The organism is Streptomyces sp. A1277 (genome assembly GCF_004795015.1).
Lineage (GTDB): Bacteria > Actinomycetota > Actinomycetes > Streptomycetales > Streptomycetaceae > Streptomyces.
Map to the genome: position 1 here is coordinate 63,007 of NZ_SSBI01000003.1, position 24,271 is coordinate 87,277.

A 24,271-nucleotide genomic window follows, 5' to 3' on the forward strand; every position below is an offset into this window, starting at 1 on the left:
ATGGCCACGATGTCGCTGCCCGATTCCCGCACCGAGCAGGACGGCACCGCCGTCATCAGGGTGCTCAGCTACAACATCCGGTCGATGCGCGACGACCGCGCGGCCCTCGCCCGGGTCATCCGCGCCTGCGCCCCCGATCTGGTCCTGGTCCAGGAGGCGCCGCGGTTCTTCCGCTGGCGCAAGTACGCCGCCCGGCTCGCCGCCGCCACCGACCTGGTGGTACTCGGCGGGGGCGCCACCGCCGCCGGGCCGCTGCTGCTGTGCTCGCTGCGGGCCACGGTGGAGCGCACCGAGGACGTCCTGCTGCCGCGCACCCCGGGGCTGCACCGGCGGGGTTTCGCCACCGCCGTCGTCCGGTTCGCGGGCGCCCGGCTCGGGGTGGCGAGCTGCCACCTGAGCCTCCAGCGGCAGGAGCGGCTGGCCCAGGCGGAGCGGCTGGTGGAGACCGTGGAGGCGCTGGGCGTGGAGCACGCCGTGGTCGCCGGCGACCTCAACGACGTACCCAGCGGGCGGGCCTTCCGGAAGCTGGCCGGGCGCTACCAGGACTGCTGGGAGGCGCGGCCGCAGGGCGGCGAGTACACCTTCCCCGCGCACGACCCGCGCCGGCGGCTCGACGCCGTCTTCGCGACCGACGGCGTCGAGGTGCTCGGCTGCGGGGTCCCGAGCGGGCTCCCCGGCGTACTCGCCACCGACCTGCGGGCCGCGACCGACCACCTGCCGGTGCTGGCCGCGCTCCGGGTGCCGGCGGCGCGGGCCGTCTGAACCGGCCGGCTCAGACCACCGCGCCGCGGCCGGGGTCGTCGTCGTCCTCGTCGTCGGACTCCATCCGCGCCACCAGCGTCACGAATCCGCCCAGGAAGCCGCCGACGCAGACCGTCGTCAGCCACCAGGTCATCTCCCAGGACAGCAGCACCGCGAGCAGCATCAGCACCGGCCCGCCGACCACCGCGAGCCAGGCGAACTTCGCCGTGACGTCGGCCTCCGGCAGCGGCGGCGGCTCCGGCGGCACGAAGTGCCCCTCGTCCCCGCTGCCCTCGGCGTCGGGATCGGCCGGTGTGAAGTCGCGCGGGCCGACGCCGGGCGCGAACACCACGGAGCTGCCGAGCGGCCGGTCCGGCTCCGGCTTGGGCGGCTTCTTGCCGAAACCCTTGTCCGGGTCCAGGGCGGTCAGCGGCCCGTCGTCCGGCAGCGCCAGGTCCTCGATCGAACGGAACGGCCGGGAGCCCGGCGGGTCCGGCGGCTCCTGGCCGTACCCCGCGACGATGGCCCGCCAGGCGGCCTCCTCGTCCAGTTGCTTCTCCCCCTCGCCGCCGGCCGCCGGGGCCGGGGCGTCGGGCACCGCGGCACCGCCGTCGTCGGGGACGGCCGCCCCCTCGGCGGGGAGCGGCTCGCGCTCCTCCTCGCTGCCCGCGCGTTCCGCGTCGTGCTCAGCCACCGGACGTGCTCCCCTTCTTCCCGGTCGGAGCGAGGCGGCCGATGAACGCATGGCTCTCGTCGAAGATCCGCTTCGCATCATGGTCCAACGTCGCCACGTGGTAGCTCTGTTCCAGCAGGACCTCCCGGACATCCGTCGAGGAGACCCGGCTCAGGATGCGGGCCGAGTCGGCGGGTGACACCACGTGGTCCTGCGGGCTGTGCAGCAGCAGGAGCGGCTGGGTGACCTGCGGCAGTTCGCCGTCGACCAGCCGGAAGAACCTGCGCACCGAGTGAGCCGCGTGCAGCGGGACCCGGTCGTAGCCCACCTCCTTCGAGCCCTCCAGCGCGATGTCGCTGACCAGCCCCTTCGTCGTCGGCACCAGATGGCGGACCACCGGCAGCGCGTGCGCCGAGAGGCCGTGCACCTTGTTGGCCGGGTTGACCAGGACCAGGCCGCTGACCGCGTCCCCGTGCTTCGCCGCCAGCCGCAGCGCCAGCGCGCCGCCCATGGACAGCCCGAAGACGAACACCCGCTCGCAGCGCTCCAGCAGTCCGCGCAGCTCCCGGTCCACCTCCGCGTACCAGTCCTGCCACCCGGTCACCTGCATGTCCTGCCAGCGGGTGCCGTGCCCGGGCAGCAGCGGGAGCGAGACCGTGAGACCGCGCTCGGCCAGATACCCGGCCCAGGGGCGCAGCGACTGCGGGGTACCGGTGAATCCGTGACAGAGGAGGACGCCGACCTCTCCGCCCTCGTGGCGGAACGGCTCGGCTCCGGGAAGGACCGGCACCGGGGTCTCCTGTTCGTGAGGCTCGCGGGGAGCGAAAGGGGGGAGTGCGCAAGGATTACTTCACCGTACGCGACCGGGCCGACACCGACCAGGGCCGTCACCGGCCGAGGCGCGGGCACCCCGCACGTGCCGGGAGGGAAGAGGAGGCACATCGGGTTAAGGTCTGTCGGACAGCACACAGGAGGCAACCGAGTTGATCTACGGCGCTATGAAGTTCTCCATCGGCGGCTCTCTGAAGCTCGCCTTCAGGCCGTGGGTGGAGGGCCTGGAGAACATCCCCGCGCGCGGGCCCGCGATCCTCGCCAGCAACCACCTGTCGTTCTCCGACTCCTTCTTCCTGCCGGCCGTCCTGGACCGCAAGGTCACCTTCATCGCGAAGGCCGAGTACTTCACCGCGCCCGGCGTCAAGGGCAGGCTCACCGCCGCGTTCTTCAAGGGCGTCGGCCAGCTCCCCGTGGACCGCTCCGGCGCGCGCGGCGCCGGCGAGGCGGCGATCCGGGCGGGCATCCAGGTCATCGAGAGCGGCGGCCTCTTCGGCATCTACCCCGAGGGCACCCGGTCGCCCGACGGCCGGCTCTACCGGGGCAAGCCCGGCGGGCTCGCCCGGGTCGCGCTCGCCACCGGGGCGCCGGTCATCCCCGTCGCGATGATCGACACGGAGAAGATCCAGCCGCCCGGCCAGGTGATGCCCAAGCTGATGCGCCCGGGCATCCGCATCGGCAAGCCACTCGACTTCAGCCGCTACCACGGCATGGAGGGCGACCGCTTCATCCTGCGCTCGGTCACCGACGAGGTGATGTACGAGATCATGAAGCTCTCGGGCCAGGAGTACGTCGACATCTACGCGACCGCCGCCAAGCGGCAGATCGCCGACGAGGCCAAGCGGCGGGCCGAGGCGGCGAAGAAGACGCCGTCGGGCACGGAAGCGGACCACGACGGCGCCTGACGGCGCGGCGGTCCGCCGGGGGTGGGGGAGAACAGCATGGTCAAGCGCGTACGCGTGGTACGGATGTCGGTCGAGCAGCCGCTGTGGCGCGCCCTGACGGCGTACCGCGTCCTGACGATGCTCTACGCGGTCCTGCTCGCCGCCTTCGCCCGGCACGACTACGAGCGGCCCTGGATAGCGATCACCTTCCTGTCGCTGATGGTCCTCTGGACGCTGGTCACCCTGCCCAAGGTGGGCAGCGCCGCCGCCTGCACCAAGCGCTTCCTCGGCGCGGACCTGGCCATCGCCCTCACCGGCATCATCGTCACCCCGCTCGCCGACCTCCAGGCCCAGCACGTCGACGGGCCGACCCTGCCGTCCATCTGGACCGCCGGTTCCGTCCTGGCCTTCGCGATCAAGGGCGGCTGGCGCTGGGCCGGCTTCGCCTCCAGCCTCGTCGCCGTCGCCAACCTCATCGAGCGCGGCGAGCCCAGCCGCGACACCCTGCACAACGTGATGCTGGTCTGGGTCGCCTCCATCGCCATCGGATACGTCGTGGAGGTGGCCCGCGCCAGTGAGCGCACCCTCGCCCGCGCCCTGGAGATCGAGGCCGCCACCCGCGAACGGGAACGGCTGGCCCGGGACATCCACGACGGCGTGCTCCAGGTCCTCGCGATGGTGCAGCGGCGGGGCGCCGCGCTCGGCGGGGAGGCGGCGGAGCTGGGCCGGATGGCCGGGGAGCAGGAGGTCGCCCTGCGCACCCTGGTCTCCAGCGGCCTGGTCCCCCCGACCCGGGTCTCCGAGGACGCCTCCGAGGGCGCCGTCGTACGGACCGTCGACACGGACGACGACGAGCCGGGCGACGCGGACGGCGGCGAGCGGGATCTGCGTACGCTCCTCACCCCGCACGCCGGCTCCCGGGTCAGCTTCGCGGAGCCCGGCGCCCCGGTGCTGCTCCCGGCCCCGGCGGCCGCGGAACTGGCGGCGGCCGTCGGCGCGGCCCTGGACAATGTCCGGGTGCACGCGGGGGAGGGCGCCCAGGCGTGGATCCTGCTGGAGGACTGGCCGGACGAGGTGATCGTGACGGTCCGGGACGACGGCCCAGGCATCCCGGAGGGGCGCCTCGCGCAGGCCGAGGGCGAGGGACGGCTCGGCGTCGCCCTGTCGATCCGCGGGCGGCTGCGCGACCTGGGCGGCACGGCAGAACTGATCTCGGTGCCCGGCCAGGGCACCGAGGTCGAATTGAAGGTTCCGAAGGTTTCACGGGGGAAGGCGGGTTCGGTCCGATGAGCGCGACACACGAAGAGGGCACCGGGCAGCGGGCGATCAGGGTGATGGTGGTCGACGACCATCCGATGTGGCGCGACGCCGTGGCCCGCGACCTCGCCGAGGCCGGCTTCGACGTGGTGGCGACCGCCGGCGACGGGCCGCAGGCCGTCCGCCGGGCCGGTGCCGTCACGCCCGACGTCCTGGTCCTCGACCTCAACCTGCCCGGCATGCCCGGGGTCCAGGTCTGCAAGACCCTCGTCGGCGCGCAGCCCGGGCTGCGGGTGCTGGTCCTCTCGGCCAGCGGTGAGCACGCCGACGTCCTGGAGGCGGTCAAGTCCGGCGCCACCGGCTATCTGATGAAGTCGGCGAGCACCCAGGAGCTGACCGACGCAGTCCGCCGCACCGCCGCCGGCGACGCGGTCTTCACGCCGGGCCTCGCCGGTCTGGTGCTCGGCGAGTACCGCAGGCTCGCCTCCGAACCGGCACCGGTCGCCTCCGACGAGCCGAAGGCCCCCGAACTCACCGACCGGGAGACCGAGGTGCTGCGGCTGGTCGCCAAGGGGCTCTCGTACAAGCAGATCGCCGAACGGCTCGTCATCTCGCACCGCACCGTCCAGAACCACGTCCAGAACACCCTGGGCAAGCTCCAGCTGCACAACCGGGTCGAGCTGGTGCGGTACGCCATAGAGCGCGGCCTGGACGACGCCTGAGCGGCACGGCGGGGCACTCCGCCGTATATTCGCGGTGACCGGCCACGCGCAGAGAGCAGGGGAGACGTCGTGGAGATCCTGGCCTTCGGAGTGCAGTCCGACGAGAAGCCGCTGATCGAGAAGGCATTCGCCGGCAAGCACGACGTCCGGTGCCTGGACGTCTTCCTGAACCGGGACACCGCGCCCATCGCGGCCGGCTACGAGATCATCTCCACCAGCGTCAACGCCGACCTGGGCGGCGGCGTGCTGCAGACCCTCGCGGCCGGCGGCACGCAGATGATCGCCCAGCGCTCCACCGGCTTCAACAACATCGACCTGGACGTCGCCGAGCGCCTCGCCCTGCGCGTCTCCCGGGTCTCCTACTACTCCCCTTACTCGGTCGCCGAGTTCGCCTGGACGCTCGCCATGGCGGTCAACCGCCGGGTGATCCGGGCCGCCGGACGCACCCGCGACTTCGACTTCCGGCTCGACGGGCTCCTCGGCCGCGACATGCACGGCCGCACGGCCGGCGTCATCGGCACGGGCAAGATCGGCGAGGCGTTCACCCGGATCGCCCGCGGCTTCGGCATGAAGCTGCTCGGCTGGGACGTCGCCGAGAACCCGGCCTGCGTCGAACTCGGCATGCGCTACGTCGACAAGGAGCAGCTGCTCGCCGAGTCCGACCTGATCAGCCTGCACGTGCCGCTGCTGCCCTCGACCCACCACCTCATCGACGAGGCCGCGCTCGCCCGGATGAAGGACGACGCGATCCTGGTCAACTCCAGCCGGGGCGGCCTCGTCGACACCTCGGCCCTGGTCGGTGAGCTGCGCGCGGGCCGGTTCCTGGGCGTCGGGCTCGACGTGTACGAGGCGGAGGCCGGGCTCTTCTTCCTCGACAAGTCCCTGGAGGGCGTGGACGACGACACCCTGGCCCGGCTCGTCACCTTCCCGAACGTCATCGTCACCTCGCACCAGGCGTACTACACCGAGGACGCGGTGGGCCAGATCATCGACGCCACCGTGCGGAACGTCGACGACTACCTGGCCGGCCGCCACGGCGACAACGTCCTGGTGCCCGCGCGCCCCGGGCCCTGACCCCGCCCGGCCAGGACCCGGGGGCCGCGCCTCAGCCGTGCACCGGCAGCCCCGCCAGCAGCTCCGACACGATCGCCGACCCGCGCAGCGTCAGCACCGACTCCGGGTGGAACTGCACCGAGGCGAAACCGCCCCCGCGCAGCGCGTGCAGCTCCCCGCTCGCCGCGTCCCGGCTCGCCTCGATGCCCCGCGCCGCCAGCCCGGCCGCCCCCGAGTCGTCGCAGCGCGCGGTGAAGCTGTTGTAGAAGCCGACCGTCTCCGGCCGCCCGAACAGATCGATACGGGTCTGCGCACCCTGGTACGGCACCGCCTTGCGGACGATCTCCAGGCCCAGTTCCGCCGCGATCAGCTCATGGCCCAGGCACACCCCGAGCAGCCCGTGCCGGTGCTCCCGCACCAGCTCGGCGGCCATCGCCCGCAGCAGCCGCATCTTCGGGTCGGCCGCGTCACCCGGATTCCCGGGGCCGGGGCCGAGCACCACGGGCCCCTCGTGCGCCCGCACCGCTTCGCGCAGCCCCGGCTCGTCGTAGCGGCGCACGGTGACGTCGAGCCCCGAGGCACGCAGCAGGTGCCCCAGCATCGCCGTGAACGTGTCCTCCCCGTCCACCACCAGTGCATGGCCCAGGTGTTCGGCGGTGCGCTCCTGCATCCGCAGCCAGAACGGGGCGAGCCCGTCCCGCCGGGCGTCCAGAGCGGCCCGCACCCGCGGATCGGCGGCCAGCCGGGGCCGCTCCCGCTCCGAGTCGGGCCGGGCCGGCCGCACGCCCAGCGCGGCCAGCACCCCGGCCGCCTTCGCATGGGTCTCGGCGACCTCGCCGTCCGGGTCGGAGTGGCGCACCAGCGTCGCCCCGACGGGCACGCGCAGCCCGCCGTCGGCCGCGATGTCGGCGGTGCGGATCAGGATCGGCGAGTCCAGGGTCTGCGTGCCGTCCGGCGCCCGGCGCAGCAGGGCCAGCGCGCCCGCGTAGTAGCCGCGCCCGCCGGCCTCGTACCGCTCGATGACCCGGCAGGCGTTCTGCACGGGGGAGCCGGTGACGGTCGCCGCGAACATGGTCTCCTTCAGCACCTCGCGTACGTCCAGCGAGGAGCGCCCGCGCAACTCGTACTCGGTGTGCGCGAGATGGGCCATCTCCTTGAGGCGGGGGCCGATCACCACCCCGCCCATGTCGCCGACCGTGCACATCATCTTCAGCTCCTCGTCGACCACCATGGAGAGCTCCTCGGTCTCCTTGCGGTCGCCGAGGAAGGCGAGCAGGTCCTCGGCGGTCGGCCCCTCGACGGGGTAGCGGTAGGTGCCGCTGATCGGATTCATCACGACGGTCCCGCCGGACATCCGCACATGCACCTCGGGGCTCGCGCCGACCAGCGTCCTGGTCCCGGTGTGCACGACGAACGTCCAGTACGCCCCGCGCTCCCCGGCCAGCAGCCGCCGGAACAGGGCCAGCGCGTCCGCCCGGCCGAACCCCTCGATCCGTCCCCGGAACGTCCGCCGGATCACGAAGTTCGCGCCCTCGCCCCGGCCGATCTCGTCCTCGATGACCCGCCGCACGGTCCCGGCGTACTCCTCGTCGCTGACGTCGAACTCCCCGTCCGCCACGTGGACTTCATGGCGCGGAAGCCGCTCCAGTGCCTCGTCGAGGGGCAGGGTGTACGACTCGTCGGCGACCAGGACGGACAGCGGTGTGCCGTCGTCGCGTACGTCGAAGCCGCGTTCCGCGATCTGCCGGAACGGCACCAGCGCCAGCGAGGGCCGCTCACCGACGGGGATCTCGGCGAGCCGGTCCGCCTCGTGCACCCGGCCGATCAGCACCTCGACGGTGTCGTGGTCGTGGCCGGGGGTGCGGCGGCGCAGCAGGGCGAAGGGCGGGCAGTCGTCGCTCAGGAGTCTGTCGATGCTCATGGGGTTCGGTTCCTTCCAGGGGGATCAGCTGGGAGGAACGGCCCGCGGACACGGAAAAGGCCGCCCCTCGGGCGGCCTCTGCGTCAGTGTGTACGCGCGATCAGTGGGCCGCCGGATGAGCGGTCCACCACCAGTTGCGGGTCGAGTGCGCGAACATGCCCCGTACCCTAACCCACGCCGGACGGTGGCGGGGCCCTTTCCCACCCGGCCGGATGGGAAAGGGCCCCGCGCGCACAGGACGTGCTGTCGGCTAGAACAGCATGTCGTAGATCTGCCAGCCGTTCCCGACCTGCGACTTCGTCGCGAACGGAGCCGTCACCTTGCCGGTGGAGTGGTAGAACCAGAAATCTCCGGCCGCGTCCACGCCGACCAGGTCGCCCCGGCCGTCACGGTCCAGGTCGCTCGGGCCGAGCAGCAGCTTGTACTTGCCCCAGCCGGTACCGATCTTGACCCGCTTGTCGTACGGGGCCGAGGCCGAGCCGGTGCCCGTGTAGATCCACAGCGTCCCGGACTTGTCCCGGGCCACGAAGTCCGCCTTGCCGTCGCCGTTGAGGTCGCCGGTGGAGACGATCTGGTCGTAGATCTGCCAGCCGGTGCCGATCTTGGCCTTGGGGGCGAAGGGCTTCTCCGGGGTGCCCGTGCCCTTGTAGAAGTAGATGTCGCCGGCGGCGTTGCGGGCGATCAGGTCGGCCTTGCCGTCACCGTCGAGGTCGCGCATGCCGGTCAGGCTGTCGTACTGGTTCCAGCCGCTGCCGGTCTTGAGCCGGGCCATGTACGGCTTGTCCGGGTTGCCGCTGCCCCGGTAGTACCAGAGCACGCCGTCCTTGTCGCGGGCCACGAAGTCGCCCGTGCCGTCCGCCCGCAGCGCGGTCATGGCGGTCATCGCCGTGTAGCTGCCCCAGCCGTAGCCGGCCTGGTAGCGGCGGTAGTACGGCGAGGAGGCGCTGCCGGTGCCCTGGTACTGCCAGATGCGTCCGGCGCTGTCCCGGCCGATCATGTCGTACCGGTCGGTCCCGGCGTCCGGTGCGACGCTCGTGGAGGTCTGGACGTCGCTCGCCTTCACCCACGCCATGCGGTGGTTGTAGCGGATCGGAAGGTAGCCGGCGGAGCCGACGACGTTGCGCTGGGCGGAGCCGAACCAGTCGTCGCCCTTCACCTCGGCGCCGGCCAGCGTGTACGCCTGGCCCGCGGGCAGCGTGTACTTCGTCAGGTAGTCCGGGTTGTCCGTCGGGGCCTCCAGGCCCGCGGCGTCGTAGGCGGCGGTCTCCGGGTAGGAGCGCCCGTAGATCCGGACCGTCACCCCGGCCTTGGCCTTCACCACGCGCGGGGCAGCGGCGAGCGGCACGGTGTACTGGCCGCCGGGGTTGTAGAACCAGGCTTTCTTCCCGCCGTACCAGATCGCCGTCCAGTCGCCCTTCGCCTCGGCGACGACATAGGTGTCGCCCGCGCGGACCTTGTCGGACCAGTTCGAGCCCTCGCTCCACAGCGCCGAGAAGTAGGGGTCGGTCAGCGTGGACGCCGTCGTGGACGGCGAGGTGTAGAGGTAGCCGAAGTTGGCCGGCCGCGCGGTGACCGCCTTGGTGCCGTACGTCAGCTTCGGCTGGTTGGCCGTGGTGAACGGCGGCACCACGCGCACCAGCTGGCCCGCCTTGACCGGGCCGCCGGCGCCGCTCGCGCCCGTCGGGGCCCCCATCAGGCCCATGAAGTGGTTCCAGTCCCAGAACGGGCCCGGGTCCCAGTGCGTCCCCGAGATGTTCCGGTCCAGCTGAACGGGCACCTCGTCGTGGCCGATGATGTGCTCACGGTCCAGCGGGATGCCGTACTTGTCGGCCAGGAACTTCACCAGCGCCGCGGTCGACTCGTACTGCGACTCGCTGTACCAGCTGCCCTCCTTGATGGCGTAGCCCTCGTGCTCCACGCCGATGGAGTGCATGTTCAGGGTCCAGTTGCCCGCGTGCCACGCCAGGTCCTTGTTCTCGACCATCTGCGTGACCAGCCCGTCCGAGGCGCGCACCAGGTAGTTCGCGCTCGCGGCCGAGTCCGGGTTCGTGAGCGTGGCGAGCGAGCTCGCGTAGTCGCCCTCGGTGTCGTGGATCACGATCTGCCGGATGTCGACGCCCTGCGCGGGCCGCACGGCGGGGGTGTAGCCGCGCTTGCCCGTGCTCGACGTCTTGGCCTGCACGAAGTCGCAGTTCAGACCGGACGGGCACTCCGGCGTGGGAGCCGCGGCGGTGCTCGCGAAGCTCGCGGCGAGCGGCACGTTCGCCGGCTTGACCGGCTGGACGGAGGGGGCGGCGGGCAGCGAGACCTGCTGGCCGTCCTGGGTGAGCGCGCTCTCGCCCGTGCGGATCGACTCGAAGACGCGCTTCGCGAAGAGGTCGGCGCCCTTCTTGTCCGGGGACTGGCTGAACCGCGCCACCGCCGGATACCACTGGGAGGCGTCGTCCGACAGCGAGCCCTTCGCCTCGCGCTGGTACTCGGCGAGCAGGGCCGCGCCCGCGCGGATGCTGTCCTCGGTGTCGTCGCGGACCGACGTCGTGTCCGTGTCGATCAGCTCGGCGGCCTTGTCCAGCGTGTGCAGCCGGGGGTCGGAGGTGTCGACCGTCTTCTTCGGCAGCGAGCGCAGCGCCTTCGCGGCGTCGAAGGTCTTCTCGATCTCCGGCCGGCCGCTCATGTTCATGTGCGCCAGACGTTCCTCGTCGTCCGGCTGCTCCACGTCCTTGGGCGACACACTGGTCAGCCCCATGACGTTGTACGCCCCGCTGGTGCTCGGCTCGCCGTCGTGGCTCTCCCACCGCGTCTGCCGGTACGAGACCGCCATCAGCACGCTCTGCGGCACGTCGAACTCGCGGGCCGCGTCCTCGAACTGGGCCTGGAGCACCGCGGACGCCGAGACCGGCCCGGCGCCCGTGGACGCGGGGTCCTGGGAGGCCATCGCCAGGGTGCCGATCGTCGCGGTGGCGACGACAGCGGCACCGGCGCCGAACAGCAGCCGTCTCTTCCCGAGGTCCCTACGGTGATTCCGCTTCAAGTCCCCACCCCTGTTGTCCACTTGTCCAACGCTGAAAAACGTGAGGCTAGCAGGCCCCGCCGCCGGGCCCGGCGGCGGCCGCGCCGAGACGTCCGTCTCAGTCATTGAGCAACCGGAAAAGCAGGGGGCGCGACCCCGTAATGTGGGATCCGTGACCGTGAACGCCAATACCTCCGTCGCCGGTGGCAACACCTGGCGAGACCTTCCCGCGGCGCAGCAGCCCGAGTACCCCGACTCCGAGGCCCTGCGCGATGCACTCGCGGACCTCGCGTCGTATCCGCCGCTCGTCTTCGCAGGCGAGTGCGACCAGCTGCGTGCCCGTATGGGAGCCGTCGCCAAGGGCGAGGCGTTCCTGTTGCAGGGCGGCGACTGCGCCGAGGCATTCGACGGCGTGTCGGCCGAGCACATCCGGGCCAAGCTGAAGACGCTGCTCCAGATGAGCGCCGTCCTGACCTACGCGGCCTCCGTGCCCGTCGTCAAGGTCGGCCGGATCGCCGGTCAGTACTCCAAGCCGCGCTCCAAGCCGACCGAGACCCGCGACGGCGTGACCCTGCCGACCTACCGCGGCGACTCCGTCAACGGCTTCGCCTTCACCGAGGCCGACCGGATCCCCGACCCGGAGCGGCTGAAGCGGATGTACCACGCCTCCGCCTCCACGCTGAACCTCGTGCGCGCCTTCACCACCGGCGGCTACGCCGACCTGCGCCAGGTGCACGCCTGGAACCAGGACTTCGTGAAGTCGTCCCCCTCGGGCCAGCGCTACGAGGCCCTGGCCCGCGAGATCGACAACGCGCTGAACTTCATGAAGGCGTGCGGCACCGACCCGGCCGAGTTCAAGGCCGTCGAGTTCTACGCCTCGCACGAGGCGCTGCTGCTGGACTACGAGACGGCGCTGACCCGCACCGACTCGCGCACCGGCCAGCTGTACGACACCTCGGGCCACATGGTGTGGATCGGTGAGCGCACCCGCCAGATGGACGGGGCGCACATCGAGTTCGCCTCGAAGATCCGCAACCCCATCGGCATCAAGCTCGGCCCGACGACCACCGTGGACGAGGCCCTCGGCTACATCGAGCGCCTCGACCCCGAGCGCGAGCCCGGCCGGCTGACCTTCATCGTCCGGATGGGCGCCGACAAGGTCCGCGACAAGCTGCCCGAGCTGGTCGAGAAGGTCACCGCCTCCGGCGCCACCGTGGCCTGGGTGACCGACCCGATGCACGGCAACACCTTCGAGGCCGCCTCCGGCCACAAGACGCGCCGCTTCGACGACGTCCTGGACGAGGTGAAGGGCTTCTTCGAGGTGCACAAGGGCCTCGGTACGCACCCGGGCGGCATCCACGTCGAGCTGACCGGTGACGACGTCACCGAGTGCGTCGGCGGCGGCCACGAGATCTTCGTGGACGACCTCCACCAGCGCTACGAGACGGCCTGCGACCCCCGGCTCAACCGCAGCCAGTCGCTCGACCTGGCGTTCCTGGTCGCCGAGATGTACCGCGACCAGTAGGCGTCGCCTCGGGCAGCACCCGTACGACTGTGGGGCACGGATCGAATGTGATCCGTGCCCCACAGGGCGTTCCCGGGCTTTTACCGCCCCGGGGCGGCGGGTAAGGTTAGGTTAGCCTCACCGATCATCGGGGCGGCGCCCACGATCCGTCCCCGCCGGGAGGTGAACCGCATGTACGTCTGCTCGTGCTTCGGCGTTACGGAGCAGCAGGTCAAGGACCATGCGGCCGCCGGGGCCCGCACGCCCCGCCAGATCGCCTCCGCCTCCAAGGCGGGCACCGACTGCGGCGGCTGCGTCCGTACCATTCAGGCGATGCTCGGCCGGGGCTCCTGCCCGCGCCGCGAGCTCCTCGACAGCAAGCAGACGCCCGCCGCCGCCGCTGGTTCCGCGCCCGTCTCCGACCCGGCGGCGGCTTTTCCCGAAGCCGCCTGAGCGCGGCGCCGGCCTCCGGGGCCGGTCAGCTGTCCGGCTGCTCGATCAGCTGGGCGATGTACAGCGGCTCACCGAGCTTCTCGACCAGGTCCAGCTGCGTGTCGAGGTAGTCGATGTGGTGCTCCTCGTCCGCGAGGATCGACTCGAAGATGTTCGCCGAGGTGATGTCGCCCTTGTTGCGCATCAGCTCGATACCGCGCTTGAGACGGTCGATCGCCTCCACCTCGATCTGCCGGTCCGCCTGGAACATCTCGGTGACCGTCTGGCCGACACGCACGTGGAAGAGCCGCTGATAGTTCGGCAGGCCGTCGAGAAAGAGAATGCGGTCGGTCAGGATCTCGGCGTGCTTCATCTCGTCGAAGGACTCCGCGCGCGTGTATTTCGCGAGCTTCGTCCAGCCGAAGTTGTCCTGCATCTTCGCGTGCAGGAAGTACTGGTTGATGGCAGTCAATTCGGCGGTCAGCTGTTCGTTGAGGAACTCGATGACCTCGGGGTCGCCCTGCATCGCAGAGGCTCCTTCCAACCGGTGAACTGGGCACGTTGGCCGCATCCTCGCATCGCGCCCGTTGGCCGTCCAGTAAGTGCACGCTTAGTGCGAGTTGCCCCAATCGGCCCGGCCCTGGTCACGACCACCCCCGCCTGTCTGTCACCATGGAGTCATGGGTCAGCCGGAAAGCCGGGAACACCGCGCATCAGAGCAGTCCGAGCTTCCGCCGGGCCAGCGACTGCAGCGCGGATGGCCGGTCACCCATTACGGACCGGTGCCCAAGTTCAAACCCGACCGCTGGGAGTTCCGCGTTTTCGGCGCCACGGCCGACGGCGAGAAGCACTGCTGGAACCACGAGGAATTCTCGGCGCTGCCGTTCTCCACGGTCGTCGCCGATCTGCATTGCGTGACGAAATTCAGCATGCTCGGCGCCGAATGGGGCGGCGTGCTCGCCCGCGACGTCGTGGCTCTCGCGCCGCCCGCCCCTCAGGTCACCCATGTGATGGTGTGGGCCGAGTACGGATTCAGTTCGAATCTCCGGCTGGACGACTTCGCCTCCGAGCGGGCCGTGTTCGCCACCCACAAGGGCGGCGAACTGCTGACCGCCGAGCACGGCTTCCCCCTCCGGCTCGTCGTCCCGCACCTGTACGCCTGGAAGGGTCCCAAGTGGGTCCGGGGCGTCGAGTACATGACGGTCGACCGCCGGGGCTTCTGGGAGGAGCGCGGCTACCACAACGTCGGCGACCCCTGGAAGGAACAGCGCTACTCCTACCAGGAGGAGCCCGGGGACGGCCCCGAGCTCTGACCGCCCGGGCTCTGACCGCCCGGGCGCAGCGCCCGCGCCCCCGCCCGGTCAGCCCTCGCCCGGTCAGCCCCCGTCGCGCAGCGCCCGTCGCGCAGCGCCTGGAGCCGGGCCACGTCGGTGGCGTGCCCCTCCTTGCCGCCCGGGGTCTCGATGACCAGCGCGACGCCCTCGGTCGCGGGGTGCGTGAACAGCTCGCGGAACGGCTCCTCGCCGATGTGACCCGCCCCGATGTTCTCGTGCCGGTCCTTGTGGGCGCCGGCCACGTCCTTGGAGTCGTTGGCGTGGATCAGCTTCAGCCTGCCCTCGCCGACCGTCTCCACCAGCAGGTCCAGCGTCTCCTTCATGCCGCCGGGGCCCGCGAGGTCGTGCCCCGCCGCGAAGATGTGGCAGGTGTCCAGGCAGACGCCGAGCTTCGGGTGGGCGTCCAGCGCATCGAAGTACGGGCCGAAGTCCCAGGTCCGCGAGCAGAGCGAGGAGCCCTGGCCCGCGGTCGACTCCAGCAGCAGGAACGGGTCGTCGTCGTGCGTCAGCTCGTCCAGCAACGGTCGCAGGTACGTACGCACCTGGGCCAGGGCCTCCTCGCGGGGCCGCCCGCCGGTGGCCGAGCCGGTGTGCACCACGACGCCCAGGGCGCCGATCTCGCGGGCCCGGCGCAGCGAGTGGCGCAGCGACTCAACGGACCGCTCCACCGTGGCCGGCGTGTGCGAGCCGAAGTTGATCAGGTACGGGGCGTGCACGTACGCCGGTATGGAGGCGGCGGCGCACTCGGCGCGGAACAGCGCGTCCTGCGCCGGGTTGCCGGTCGGGGTGGCCCAGCCGCGCGGGTTGGCGACGAAGACCTGGACGGCCTCCGCGCCCATCTCGCGGGCGTAGGAGAGGCCGACCTCGGCGAGGCCGCCGGCCACCGGCACATGGCCGCCGACAGGGTTGCGCATACGGATCTACAGTCCCTTGGTCTTGATGGTGATGGTGCTGCCCTCGGGGGCCTTGTCGCCGCCGTCCACGGACTGGCTCGCGATCTTGTCGCTGAAGGAGAGGAACGGGCGGTCGACCTTGACCTCGAAGCCCGCCGCCTCCAGCTCGCCGCGGGCGTCGTCCGCGTCCTTGCCGGTGACGTCCGGCACCTCGATCATCCGGGGCCCGTCGGACACGGTCAGCGTGACGGTGTCGCCCTCGGCCGCCTCGGTGCCCTCGGCCGGCGACTGGCGGGCGACATCGCCCTTGTCCTCGGGCGAGTGCACCCGGCCGGGCGCGACCTCGGCCTTCAGCCCCTCGTCGGCCAGCGCGTCGGTGGCGTCCTCGACGGAGAGCCCGGTGACGTCGGGGACGTCCACGGGGCTGCCCTTGGAGACCACGAGCGCGACCGCCGAGTCCGGATGGCGCTCGGTGCCCGCCTCGGGGTCCGTGCGCACCACCTCGCCGGCCGCCACGTCGTCGCTGAACTCCTTGGTGACCATGCCGGGGAGCAGGCCCGCCTTCTTCAGCTGCCGCTTGGCGTCGGCCAGGCGGATGCCCTCGACGTCGGGCACCTCCACGATCTCCGGCCCGCGCGAGACGACGAGCGCGACCGAGCCGTTGTCCCTGATCCGCGCGCCCGACTTCGGGTCGCTGCTGATCACCTTGCCCCGGTCGACGGTGTCGCTGTAGGCGCGCTCGACGCCCTTCACGTCGAGACCGCTGTCCGAGAGCCGCTGCCGGGCGGTCTTCTCGGTCTGGCCGAGCAGTGAGGGGACCTTGGTGAACTGCCCCGAGTTGATGTACCAGACGCCGCCGCCGACGCCCAGGACCAGCAGCACCGCGAGGACCGCCGCGATCAGGCCGCGCCGGGGTCCGCCGCGCAGCCCGGTCCGGCGGGGCGGCAGCGGGTCCTCCGGGGGCGGGGGCATCTCCAGCCGGTCGGTGTGGTGGGCGGTGCCCAGCTCCTGCGGGAGGACCCGGGGGAGCACCGTCGTACGCGCGTCGGTCTTCTCGGTGTCCCCGCCCGCCTCGGCCTCGTCCCGCGCCCCGGTGCGGGCCTGCGGGGGTACGGCGTCGAGCTGCGCGTCCGTGAGGGCGTCGCGCGCCCCGCGGGCCTCGGCGAGCAGCGCCACCGCGTCGAACGGGCGGGCCTCCGGGTCCCGGGCGGTGGCGCTCGCCACCAGCTCGTCCAGTTCGGGGGCGAGCCCGGGGACGGCGGCGGACGGGGGCGCCACGTCCTCGTTCAGGTGCTGGTAGATGATCTGGGCGGCCGAATCGCCGTCACGCGGCTTGTCGCCGGTCAGCATCTCGTACAGCACCACACCGCAGGCGTACACGTCGGCGCGGGTGTCGGCCGTGCCGTGCTCGATCTGCTCGGGGGCGAGGTAGGAGACGGTGCCGAGGATCGTCCCGGTGGTGTTCGTCACCGCGTCCACGGCCCTGACCAGGCCGAAGTCGGCGACCTTGACCCGGCCGTCGTCCCCGATCAGCACGTTCTCCGGCTTCATGTCGCGGTGCACGAAGCCCGCCCGGTGCGCCGCGCCGAGCGCCGCGAGCACCGACTCCAGGATGTCCAGCGCGGCCCTCGGCCGGAGCGCGCCGCGCTCGCTCAGCACATCGCGCAGCGTGCACCCGGCGACGTACTCCATGGCCAGGTAGACGTACTGCCCCTGGGCGCCCTGGTCGAAGACCGCGACGACGTTGGGGTGGGCGAGGTGCGCCACCGACTTGGCCTCGCGGATGAAGCGCTCGACGAACGAGGCGTCGGTCGCGAGCGCCGGGTGCATCACCTTGAGGGCGAGCACCCGGTCGAGCCGGGTGTCCATGGCCCGGTAGACCGTGGCCATGCCGCCCACGGCGATGCGGGCATCGACGCGGTAGCGGCCGTCGAGCAGCTGCCCGACGAGGGGGTCCTGGAGGGTCGTATCCACCATGCGAGTCTACGAGCCGCCACCGACACGCCCGACGGTCCGGGGCGAACCCGGCGCCGGACTGGAGCCGAGCCGTGACAGGGACATGCGGGCCGCGGGCCGGAATCCCGGGTTCCCGCGGTCCGGCGGCCCCTCTCAGAACGCCGGCCGCTCTCAGAACGCCGGCCGCTCTCAGAACGCCGGCCGCTCCGGATCGAGCACCGCACGCCCCGCCACCGGCGACGACGCCTCCGCGAAGTGGCGGCGCGGGATGCGCCCGGCGCGGTACGCGAGGCGTCCGCCCTGAACCGCGTGCCGCATCGCGGCGGCCATCAGCTCGGGCTCCTGGGCGCGGGTCACCGCCGAAGCGAGCATCACGGCCGCGCAGCCCAGTTCCATGGCGAGCGCCGCGTCCGACGCGGTCCCGGCGCCCGCGTCCAGGATCACGGGGACCCGGGCCTGCTCGGTGATCAGCTGGAAGTTGTGCGGGTTGCGGATGCCCAGGCCCGAGCCGATGGGGGAGCCGAGCGGCATGACCGCCGCGCACCCCACGTCCTCCAGCTTCCGGGCGAGGACCGGGTCGTCGTTGGTGTACGGCAGCACGGTGAAACCGTCGTCCACCAGCGTCTCGGCGGCGTCCAGCAGCTCGACCGGGTCGGGCAGCAGGGTGCGCTCGTCGGCCACCACCTCCAGCTTGACCCAGTCGGTCCCGAGCGCCTCGCGGGCCAGCCGGGCGGTGAGCACGGCCTCGCCGGCCGTGTAGCAGCCGGCCGTGTTCGGCAGCACCCGGATGGAGAGCTTCTCCAGTACGGAGAGCACGGAGCCCTGCACGGTCGGGTCGAGGCGGCGCATCGCGACGGTGGTCAGCTCGGTGCCGGACGCGGTCAGGGACCGCTCCAGCACGTCCAGGCTGGGCGCCCCGCCGGTCCCCATGATCAGCCGGGAGGTGAAGTCGGTGCCGCCGAGGGTGAAGAGGTCGTCGGACACGGTCAGCCTCCCTGGACCGCGGTCAGGACCTCGACCCGGTCGCCGTCGGTGAGCGCGGCGGCGGGCCACTGCCCGCGCGGCACCACGGTCTCGTTGAGGGCGGCCGCCACGCCGGTCGGCGCCCCGGTCAGGGTCGCGACGAGGGCGTCCAGGGTGGTGCCCGCGGCGACGGCGACCGGCTCGCCGTTGACGGACACGGTTAGCGGGGTGGACTCGGTCATGCGGGCTGCTCCTGGGGTGCGGGTGCGGCGGGTGAGAACCGGGCGGGGGAGAAGGGGCGGGCCGCCTCGGGCAGCTCGCCGTCGGCCAGCAGCGACGCCATGGCGTCTCCGGTGACGGGGGTGAGCAGCACGCCGTTGCGGTGGTGGCCGGTGGCGAGGTGGAGGCCGGGCAGCGCGGTGCGGCCGAGCAGCGGGGCGTTGTCGGGGGAGGCGGGGCGCAGGCCGGCCCGGGTCTCGGTGAGCGGCAGCTCGGTGATGCCGGGCACCAGCTCGTGGGCGTCGCGCAGCAGCTCGTAGACCCCGCCGGCCGTGACGGTGGTGTCCCAGCCCATCTCCTCGCTGGTGGCGCCGACGACCAGCTCGCCGTTCTCGCGTGGTACGAGATAGACGTGGCTGCCCCGGACGACCGCCCGCACGGTGCGCGAGAGGAAGGGGGCGTACGCCGGGGGCACGGTCAGCCGCAGGACCTGGCCCTTCACCGGGCGGACCGGCGGCTGGACGTGGGCGGGCACCCCGGCGAGCCGGCCGCTCAGGCTGCCGGCGGCGAGCACGACCTGATCGGCGGCCACCTGGGTACCGTCGTCCAGGACGGCGCCGGTGGCCCGGTCGGCGGCCACCGAGAGGCGGTCGGCCCGGTGGCGGTGGAAGACGACGCCGGCCCGTTCGCAGGCCGTGAGCAGTGCGGCGGCCAGCCGGCGCGGGTCGACCTGGTGGTCGCCGTCCACCCGCAGACCCCCGCGCACGCCCGGCGCGAGCATCGGCTCCAGGCGGCGGCACTCGCGCCCGGTCAGCCACTCCGACTCCAGCCCGGAGCGGCGTTGCAGCTCGTGGAGTTCGCGCAGATGGGCGCGGTCGTCGGCGTCCAGCGCGACGGCCAGGGTGCCGCAGGCGCGGAAGCCGATGTCCTGTCCGCTCGCCGCCTCCAGCTCGGCCGTGAACGACGGATAGCGCCGGGCCGAGGCGAGGTTGAGCCCGAGCAGCATCTCCTCGCCGTAGTGCAGCTCGGTGACGGCGGCCAGCATCCCGGCCGCCACCCGGGCCGCTCCGCCGCCCGGCTCGGGATCGGCGAGCGCGGTGGACAGGCCGCGCTGTGCGGCCCGCCAAGCGGTGACCAGGCCGATGATGCCGCCCCCGATGACGAGGACGTCGGACCCGTCGGTGCGATGGGTGCGCATGGGCGTCCAGCCCCTCCCTTCGCCGGCATGACCCGGATCAGGTTCGTACGGTCGGAGGCCGCCAGCCTCCCTCTCAGCCCGGTGCGTCCGGGCTCCCGCGAGTGTCTTACGGTGGCCACCCTAACGACCTCGCCCGCGGAGCGGGCAGGGAGGGCGGTGGCTGCGGCCACCACTTTCCTGACGCCCCGTCAGATGCGTAAGGTGGACAGGTGAGCGAGCAGCAGCGGGCCGAGCGGCCCGACGAGCGGACGGAGCGCCGGGTCGTCATCGCCGGCGCGGGCATGGCGGGCGTGCAGACCGCGGTCGCCCTGCGGGAACAGGGCTTCACCGGGCCCGTCACCCTGATCGGCGCCGAACCCCACCGGCCCTACGACCGGCCCCCGCTGTCCAAGGCGGTGCTGCTCGGCAAGGCCGAGGAGTCCGCCTTCGACATCGACTTCGAAGGGCTCGGCATCGCCCTGCGCCTGGGCTGCGAGGTGACCGGGGTGCGCACCGGCGCCCACGAACTGGACACCTCGGCGGGCCCGGTCCCCTACGACGTCCTGGTCCTCGCCACCGGCGCCGAACCCGTCGCCCTGCCCGGCTCGGACGGGGTGCCCGGCGTCCATCTCCTGCGCACCCTGGACGACGCGGCCCGGCTGCGCCCCGTCCTCGCGGCGGGCCACGCCGTCGTGGTCGTCGGCGCCGGCTGGATCGGCGCCGAATTCGCCACCGCCGCCCGCGCCGCCGGCTGCGCGGTCACCGTCGTCGAGGCCGCCGACCGCCCCCTGGCCGGCGCGCTGCCCGCCGAGGTCACCGCCCCGATGGCCGCCTGGTACGAGGAGAGCGGCGCCCGGCTCCTCACCGGGGCCCGGGTGGCCCGCGTCGAGCCCGGCGCGGTGGTCCTCGCAGACGGCCGCACCCTGCCCGCCGACGCGGTCGTCGTCGGCATCGGCGCCCGGCCCGCCACCGGCTGGCTCGCGGACTCCGGGATCGCGCTCGGCCCCGAAGGATCGGTGACCGCCGACGCGGCGCTGCGCACCTCGCAGCCCGATGTGTACGCGGTCGGCGACTGCGCCTCCTTCCCCTCCGCCCGCTACGGCACCCGCCTGGTCGTCCACCACTGGGATAACGCCCTCCAGGGCCCCCGGACCGCCGCCGCCCACATCGCGGAACAGGGCGGGGCGCCGGCGGCCGACGGCGCGGAACAGGGCGGGGCGCAGGCGGCCGACGGCGCGGCGGAGATCCCGCCCTACGACCCCGTGCCCTACTTCTGGTCCGAGCAGTTCGGCCGGTTCGTCCAGTACGCGGGCCACCACGCGGACGCCGACACCCTGCTGTGGCGCGGCGACCCGGCCGATCCCGCCTGGTCGGTGTGCTGGCTGCGGGGCGGCGTCCTGGCCGCCGTGCTCGCCGTCGGCCGGCCGCGCGACCTGGCCCAGGGGCGCCGGCTCATCGAGGCGGGGGCCCGGCTCGATACGGAACGGGCCGGCGACCCGTCCGTACCGCTGAAGTCGGCGGTGCTGCCGTGAGCGCGCGCCCCTGAAGGGCCGCGTCCGGGTTTCCGCTGTCAGTCCGGGATGGCAGGCTTGTCCCCGTGACCGAGATTGACGCAAAGATCGATGCACTCGTCCCCGCCTGGCTCCACCTGCCCGACATCGCGGAAATGCTCGATGTCGAGGTGACGCGTGTGCGGCAGCTGGTCAAGGAGGGCCAGCTCATCGCCGTACGCCGTGGGGAGAACCGGGCGCTCCAGGTGCCGGCCGCCTTCATCGACGGCAGCCGGGTGGTCAAGGGCCTCTCCGGGACCCTGACGCTCCTGAAGGACGACGGCTACTCCGACGAGGAGATGCTCGAATGGCTCTTCACCCCCGACCCGACCCTGCCCGGCACCCCCGCGCAGGCACTGAGTGAGAATCGCGGCACGGAGGTGAAGCGCCGCGCCCAGGCGCTCGCCGTCTGACCGACCGCAGTACCGGGAACGCGGGCCGCACCGCACGGGCGGCCCGCGTTCCCGCGCCGCACCACCGATCCGCCGCCATCGCCTTCCCCGGGGGGAACCGCACCATGTCCACGCCTCGCGCGACACTGTCCGATGCCCGGCTCTACCTGTGCACGGACGCCCGCAGGCGCCAGGGCGACCTTTCCGAGTTCCTCGACGCGGTGCTCTCGGGCGGGGTGGACATCGTCCAGCTGCGCGACAAGGGCATGGAGGCGGCCGAGGAGCTCGACCACCTCGCCGTCCTCGCCGACGCCTGCAAGCGCCACGGCAAGCTCCTCGCGGTCAACGACCGGGCGGACGTCGCCCACGCCATCGGCTCGGACGTGCTGCACCTGGGCCAGGGCGACCTTCCGGTGCCCGCCGCCCGCGCGGTCATCGGCCCGGACGCGGTCATCGGCCGCTCCACGCACGCCGAGCCCGAGGTCGACGCGGCCGTCGCCGAGCCCGGCGTCGACTACTTCTGCACCGGCCCCTGCTGGCCCACCCCGACCAAGCCCGGGCGGCACGCCCCCGGGCTGGACCTCGTGCGCTACGCGGCCTCGCTCGCCCCCGCCCGCCCGTGGTTCGCCATCGGCGGGATCGACGCGGACAACCTTGACCAGGTGCTGGACGCCGGAGCCCGCCGGATCGTCGTCGTACGGGCCCTCACCGAGGCGTCCGATCCGGGCGCCGCCGCCGCTGAACTGGCACGCAGGGTCCGCGAGCGCGCCGGGGCCTGACGGGACGGTCGCGTCCGGAACGGCGGGTCTGGGACAGATCTGTCCGAAGGGTGGACAAGAATCAGTCAATTCCGGCAAATGTCCCCGGTTCGGTTGGGAGGCCGCTCCGCCCTGGTTAACCTGCCGGTATGGCCCTTGGCACACCCTCCACCAGGACAGATCACGCGCGCACCGTGCGTGAGATGCTCGCGACCGGCGAGACCTCGTACTCGTTCGAGTTCTGGGCGCCCAAGACCGAGAAGGGCGAGCGCAACCTGTGGAACGCGCTGCGCCGGGTCGAGGCGGTCGGGCCGAGCTTCGTCTCCGTGACGTACGGGGCCGGCGGCTCCACCCGCGCCGGGACGGTGAAGGCCACCCAGGACATCGCCGCCGAATCCACGCTCACCCCGGTCGCCCACCTCACGGCGGTCAACCACTCCGTCGCCGAACTGCGCAACATGGTCGGCCAGTACGCGGACGCCGGCATCCGGAACATCCTCGCCGTGCGCGGGGACCCGCCGGGCGATCCGATGGGCCCGTGGGTCGAGCACCCGCAGGGCGTGAAGTACGCGGCCGACCTGGTCCGGCTGATCAAGGAGGCCGGCGACTTCTGCGTCGGCGTCGCGGCGTTCCCCGAGAGGCACCCGCGCTCCGCCGACTGGGACACCGACGTCCGGTACTTCGTGGACAAGTGCCGCGCGGGCGCCGACTACGCGATCACACAGATGTTCTTCGACCCGGAGGCGTATCTGCGGATGCGTGACCGGGTGGTCGCCGCGGGTTGCGACACCCCGATCATCCCCGAGGTCATGCCGGTCACCAGCGTCCGGCAGTTGGAGCGATTCGCCCAGCTCAGCAACGCGACGCTGCCCGCCGAGCTGAAAGAGCGCATCCTCGCCGCCAAGGACGACCCCGCGGCTGTACGCTCCATTGGCATCGACTTCGCAACGCGGTTCTGCGCGAAGCTGCTGTCCGAGGGTGTGCCCGGACTGCACTTCATCACGTTGAACAACTCGACTGCGACGCTCGAGATCTACGAGAATCTCGGACTGCACAAGCAGTCGTGACCGGCCGTACCCGCCACCACCCGGGGCGGTGGCCGTAGAAGGGGGCGGGCATGGGCTGGACGGTCCTCTACATCGCGTTCGGTGTCGTCGCGCTGTGGCTGCTCGGCGAGGTACTGCTGCAGTACAAGGCCCGGCTCCGCTGGCGTCTGCTCGCCTTCACCGGCTTCCTCGGTGTGGTCATCGGCGTGCTGATGCCGTCCGTGCCCGTCATCGCCCTCGGCGCGGTGGCCTTCGCCACCGGCCAGACCTACGTCACGCTCTCGTTCCGCAAGGGCTTCTCGACCGGCTGGGCGGTAGGGGGCAAGCCCGGGGAGAGCCGCCGCCGGCGCGGCGGAGGCGACCGCAAGCCCACGCTGGAGGTCTCCGGCCTGGAGGCGGAGCACGAGGGCGACGCCCCGATGGCCCCGCCGTCCGCCGCCGCGGTCTACGAGACGGAGCCGATGCCCGAGGACACCGGGCAGTACGGCGTCTGCACCGCGCAGCCGCAGCAGCCGCAGCAGCCGCAGCAGGAACCCCAGGCCGCACCGCAGTACGACGCGTACGACCCCTACGCCGGCCACCCGGCCCACCAGCCGCAGCCCCAGGGCCAGGACACCTACGCCGGGGCCGGCCCGTACGACTACGGCACGGACCAGCAGCAGTACGCCGCCTACTCCGACCCGTACATCGGCACCACCGCGAGCACCCCGCAGTACGGCACCTACGACGGCTACGGGAACTACGACGCCTACGGCGACCAGCAGCAGCACCCCGGGGCGTACGCGCAGTCCGAGACGTACGGCTCGGAGACCCCGCCGGGCGGTGTCTGGGTGCCGCAGCAGCGCGAGAGCGAGCAGTACCCGGCGGAGCAGCCCGCCGCCCGGCCGGCCCCGTACCCCAACGGCTACGACACCGGCTACAACGACCAGTACCGCTACTGACGGCTCGTCGGCCG

At 72.5% G+C, this 24,271-nt stretch carries 23 protein-coding genes and 1 riboswitch; of the genes, 13 read left to right on the plus strand and 10 right to left on the minus strand.

Features of this window, described 5'->3' with window-relative positions; translation table 11 throughout:
* Positions 1-762: an endonuclease/exonuclease/phosphatase family protein gene (locus E6R18_RS02990; RefSeq protein ID WP_136315253.1), complete on the plus strand. Its 762-nt coding sequence runs from the start codon at positions 1-3 to the stop codon at positions 760-762.
* Between the two features lie 10 nt (positions 763-772).
* Here the strand turns inward: E6R18_RS02990 and E6R18_RS02995 are convergent, their stop codons facing one another.
* Together E6R18_RS02995 and E6R18_RS03000 are read right to left on the minus strand one after the other, a co-directional pair.
* Positions 773-1,435 (minus strand): hypothetical protein, encoded by a 663-nt coding sequence (locus tag E6R18_RS02995; RefSeq protein ID WP_136315254.1) that lies wholly within the window; start codon positions 1,433-1,435, stop codon positions 773-775.
* A complete protein-coding gene (locus E6R18_RS03000; RefSeq protein WP_136315255.1) occupies positions 1,428-2,204 on the minus strand; it encodes an alpha/beta fold hydrolase in 777 nt (258 codons plus the stop codon). Before E6R18_RS03000 ends, E6R18_RS02995 begins: the two co-directional genes overlap by 8 nt.
* Positions 2,205-2,397: 193 nt before the next feature.
* On the opposite strand from E6R18_RS03000, the gene E6R18_RS03005 reads away from it, so the two are divergent.
* The 4 genes from E6R18_RS03005 (at position 2,398) to E6R18_RS03020 (ending at position 6,182) form a co-directional block, all read left to right on the plus strand.
* Complete coding sequence (locus E6R18_RS03005; protein WP_240799575.1) at positions 2,398-3,150, plus strand: lysophospholipid acyltransferase family protein; 753 nt, start codon at positions 2,398-2,400, stop codon at positions 3,148-3,150.
* A 36-nt stretch (positions 3,151-3,186) separates the two neighbouring features.
* A complete protein-coding gene (locus E6R18_RS03010; RefSeq protein ID WP_136315256.1) occupies positions 3,187-4,419 on the plus strand; it encodes a DUF5931 domain-containing protein in 1,233 nt (410 codons plus the stop codon).
* A complete protein-coding gene (locus E6R18_RS03015; protein WP_136315257.1) occupies positions 4,416-5,108 on the plus strand; it encodes a response regulator transcription factor in 693 nt (230 codons plus the stop codon). The genes E6R18_RS03010 and E6R18_RS03015 overlap by 4 nt, the downstream gene beginning before the upstream one ends.
* Positions 5,109-5,177: 69 nt before the next feature.
* Complete coding sequence (locus E6R18_RS03020) at positions 5,178-6,182, plus strand: 2-hydroxyacid dehydrogenase (protein WP_136315258.1); 1,005 nt, start codon at positions 5,178-5,180, stop codon at positions 6,180-6,182.
* A 31-nt stretch (positions 6,183-6,213) separates the two neighbouring features.
* On the opposite strand, the gene E6R18_RS03025 is transcribed toward E6R18_RS03020, so the two are convergent.
* Together E6R18_RS03025 and E6R18_RS03035 are read right to left on the minus strand one after the other, a co-directional pair.
* Positions 6,214-8,082, minus strand: coding sequence for an anthranilate synthase family protein (locus E6R18_RS03025; protein WP_136315259.1), 1,869 nt, complete (start codon positions 8,080-8,082; stop codon positions 6,214-6,216).
* 250 nt (positions 8,083-8,332) lie between these two features.
* Positions 8,333-11,113 (minus strand): N-acetylmuramoyl-L-alanine amidase, encoded by a 2,781-nt coding sequence (locus E6R18_RS03035; RefSeq protein WP_206308201.1) that lies wholly within the window; start codon positions 11,111-11,113, stop codon positions 8,333-8,335.
* A 151-nt stretch (positions 11,114-11,264) separates the two neighbouring features.
* Here E6R18_RS03035 and E6R18_RS03040 point away from each other — a divergent pair, with 151 nt between their 5' ends.
* Complete coding sequence (locus tag E6R18_RS03040) at positions 11,265-12,617, plus strand: 3-deoxy-7-phosphoheptulonate synthase class II (protein WP_136315261.1); 1,353 nt, start codon at positions 11,265-11,267, stop codon at positions 12,615-12,617.
* Between the two features lie 171 nt (positions 12,618-12,788).
* On the plus strand, positions 12,789-13,049 hold the full coding sequence (locus tag E6R18_RS03045; protein ID WP_136315262.1) for a (2Fe-2S)-binding protein: 261 nt from the start codon (positions 12,789-12,791) through the stop codon (positions 13,047-13,049).
* A gap of 25 nt (positions 13,050-13,074) precedes the next feature.
* Here E6R18_RS03045 and bfr read toward each other — a convergent pair whose 3' ends face one another.
* Positions 13,075-13,554, minus strand: coding sequence for a bacterioferritin (gene bfr, locus E6R18_RS03050; RefSeq protein ID WP_136207094.1), 480 nt, complete (start codon positions 13,552-13,554; stop codon positions 13,075-13,077).
* 154 nt (positions 13,555-13,708) lie between these two features.
* On the opposite strand from bfr, the gene E6R18_RS03055 reads away from it, so the two are divergent.
* Positions 13,709-14,341: a sulfite oxidase-like oxidoreductase gene (locus tag E6R18_RS03055; protein ID WP_136315263.1), complete on the plus strand. Its 633-nt coding sequence runs from the start codon at positions 13,709-13,711 to the stop codon at positions 14,339-14,341.
* Here the strand turns inward: E6R18_RS03055 and E6R18_RS03060 are convergent.
* The 5 genes from E6R18_RS03060 to thiO form a co-directional block, all read right to left on the minus strand.
* Positions 14,305-15,276 (minus strand): deoxyribonuclease IV, encoded by a 972-nt coding sequence (locus E6R18_RS03060; RefSeq protein ID WP_240799576.1) that lies wholly within the window; start codon positions 15,274-15,276, stop codon positions 14,305-14,307. The genes E6R18_RS03055 and E6R18_RS03060 overlap by 37 nt on opposite strands.
* Before the next feature lie 6 nt (positions 15,277-15,282).
* On the minus strand, positions 15,283-17,229 hold the full coding sequence (pknB, locus tag E6R18_RS03065; protein ID WP_136315264.1) for a Stk1 family PASTA domain-containing Ser/Thr kinase: 1,947 nt from the start codon (positions 17,227-17,229) through the stop codon (positions 15,283-15,285).
* A 171-nt stretch (positions 17,230-17,400) separates the two neighbouring features.
* A complete protein-coding gene (locus E6R18_RS03070; protein ID WP_136315265.1) occupies positions 17,401-18,195 on the minus strand; it encodes a thiazole synthase in 795 nt (264 codons plus the stop codon).
* A gap of 2 nt (positions 18,196-18,197) precedes the next feature.
* Entirely contained in the window at positions 18,198-18,416 is a 219-nt protein-coding gene (gene thiS / locus E6R18_RS03075) for a sulfur carrier protein ThiS (protein WP_136315266.1), read from the minus strand.
* Positions 18,413-19,591: a glycine oxidase ThiO gene (gene thiO, locus E6R18_RS03080; RefSeq protein WP_136315267.1), complete on the minus strand. Its 1,179-nt coding sequence runs from the start codon at positions 19,589-19,591 to the stop codon at positions 18,413-18,415. Before thiO ends, thiS begins: the two co-directional genes overlap by 4 nt.
* Positions 19,589-19,700: riboswitch (TPP riboswitch) on the minus strand. Its footprint overlaps the gene before it by 3 nt.
* Positions 19,701-19,800: 100 nt before the next feature.
* Between thiO and E6R18_RS03085 the strand changes: the two genes are divergently transcribed.
* The 5 genes from E6R18_RS03085 (at position 19,801) to E6R18_RS03105 (ending at position 24,257) form a co-directional block, all read left to right on the plus strand.
* Entirely contained in the window at positions 19,801-21,102 is a 1,302-nt protein-coding gene (locus E6R18_RS03085) for an FAD-dependent oxidoreductase (protein WP_136315268.1), read from the plus strand.
* A gap of 65 nt (positions 21,103-21,167) precedes the next feature.
* Positions 21,168-21,533, plus strand: coding sequence for an Rv2175c family DNA-binding protein (locus tag E6R18_RS03090; protein ID WP_018555504.1), 366 nt, complete (start codon positions 21,168-21,170; stop codon positions 21,531-21,533).
* A 104-nt stretch (positions 21,534-21,637) separates the two neighbouring features.
* The gene (thiE, locus tag E6R18_RS03095) at positions 21,638-22,291 is read left to right on the plus strand and encodes a thiamine phosphate synthase (protein WP_136315269.1); all 654 of its coding nucleotides are present in this window, start codon (positions 21,638-21,640) and stop codon (positions 22,289-22,291) included.
* Between the two features lie 128 nt (positions 22,292-22,419).
* The gene (gene metF / locus E6R18_RS03100) at positions 22,420-23,337 is read left to right on the plus strand and encodes a methylenetetrahydrofolate reductase [NAD(P)H] (protein ID WP_136315270.1); all 918 of its coding nucleotides are present in this window, start codon (positions 22,420-22,422) and stop codon (positions 23,335-23,337) included.
* 50 nt (positions 23,338-23,387) lie between these two features.
* Complete coding sequence (locus E6R18_RS03105; protein WP_136315271.1) at positions 23,388-24,257, plus strand: hypothetical protein; 870 nt, start codon at positions 23,388-23,390, stop codon at positions 24,255-24,257.
* The last annotated feature ends 14 nt before the right edge of the window (positions 24,258-24,271 follow it).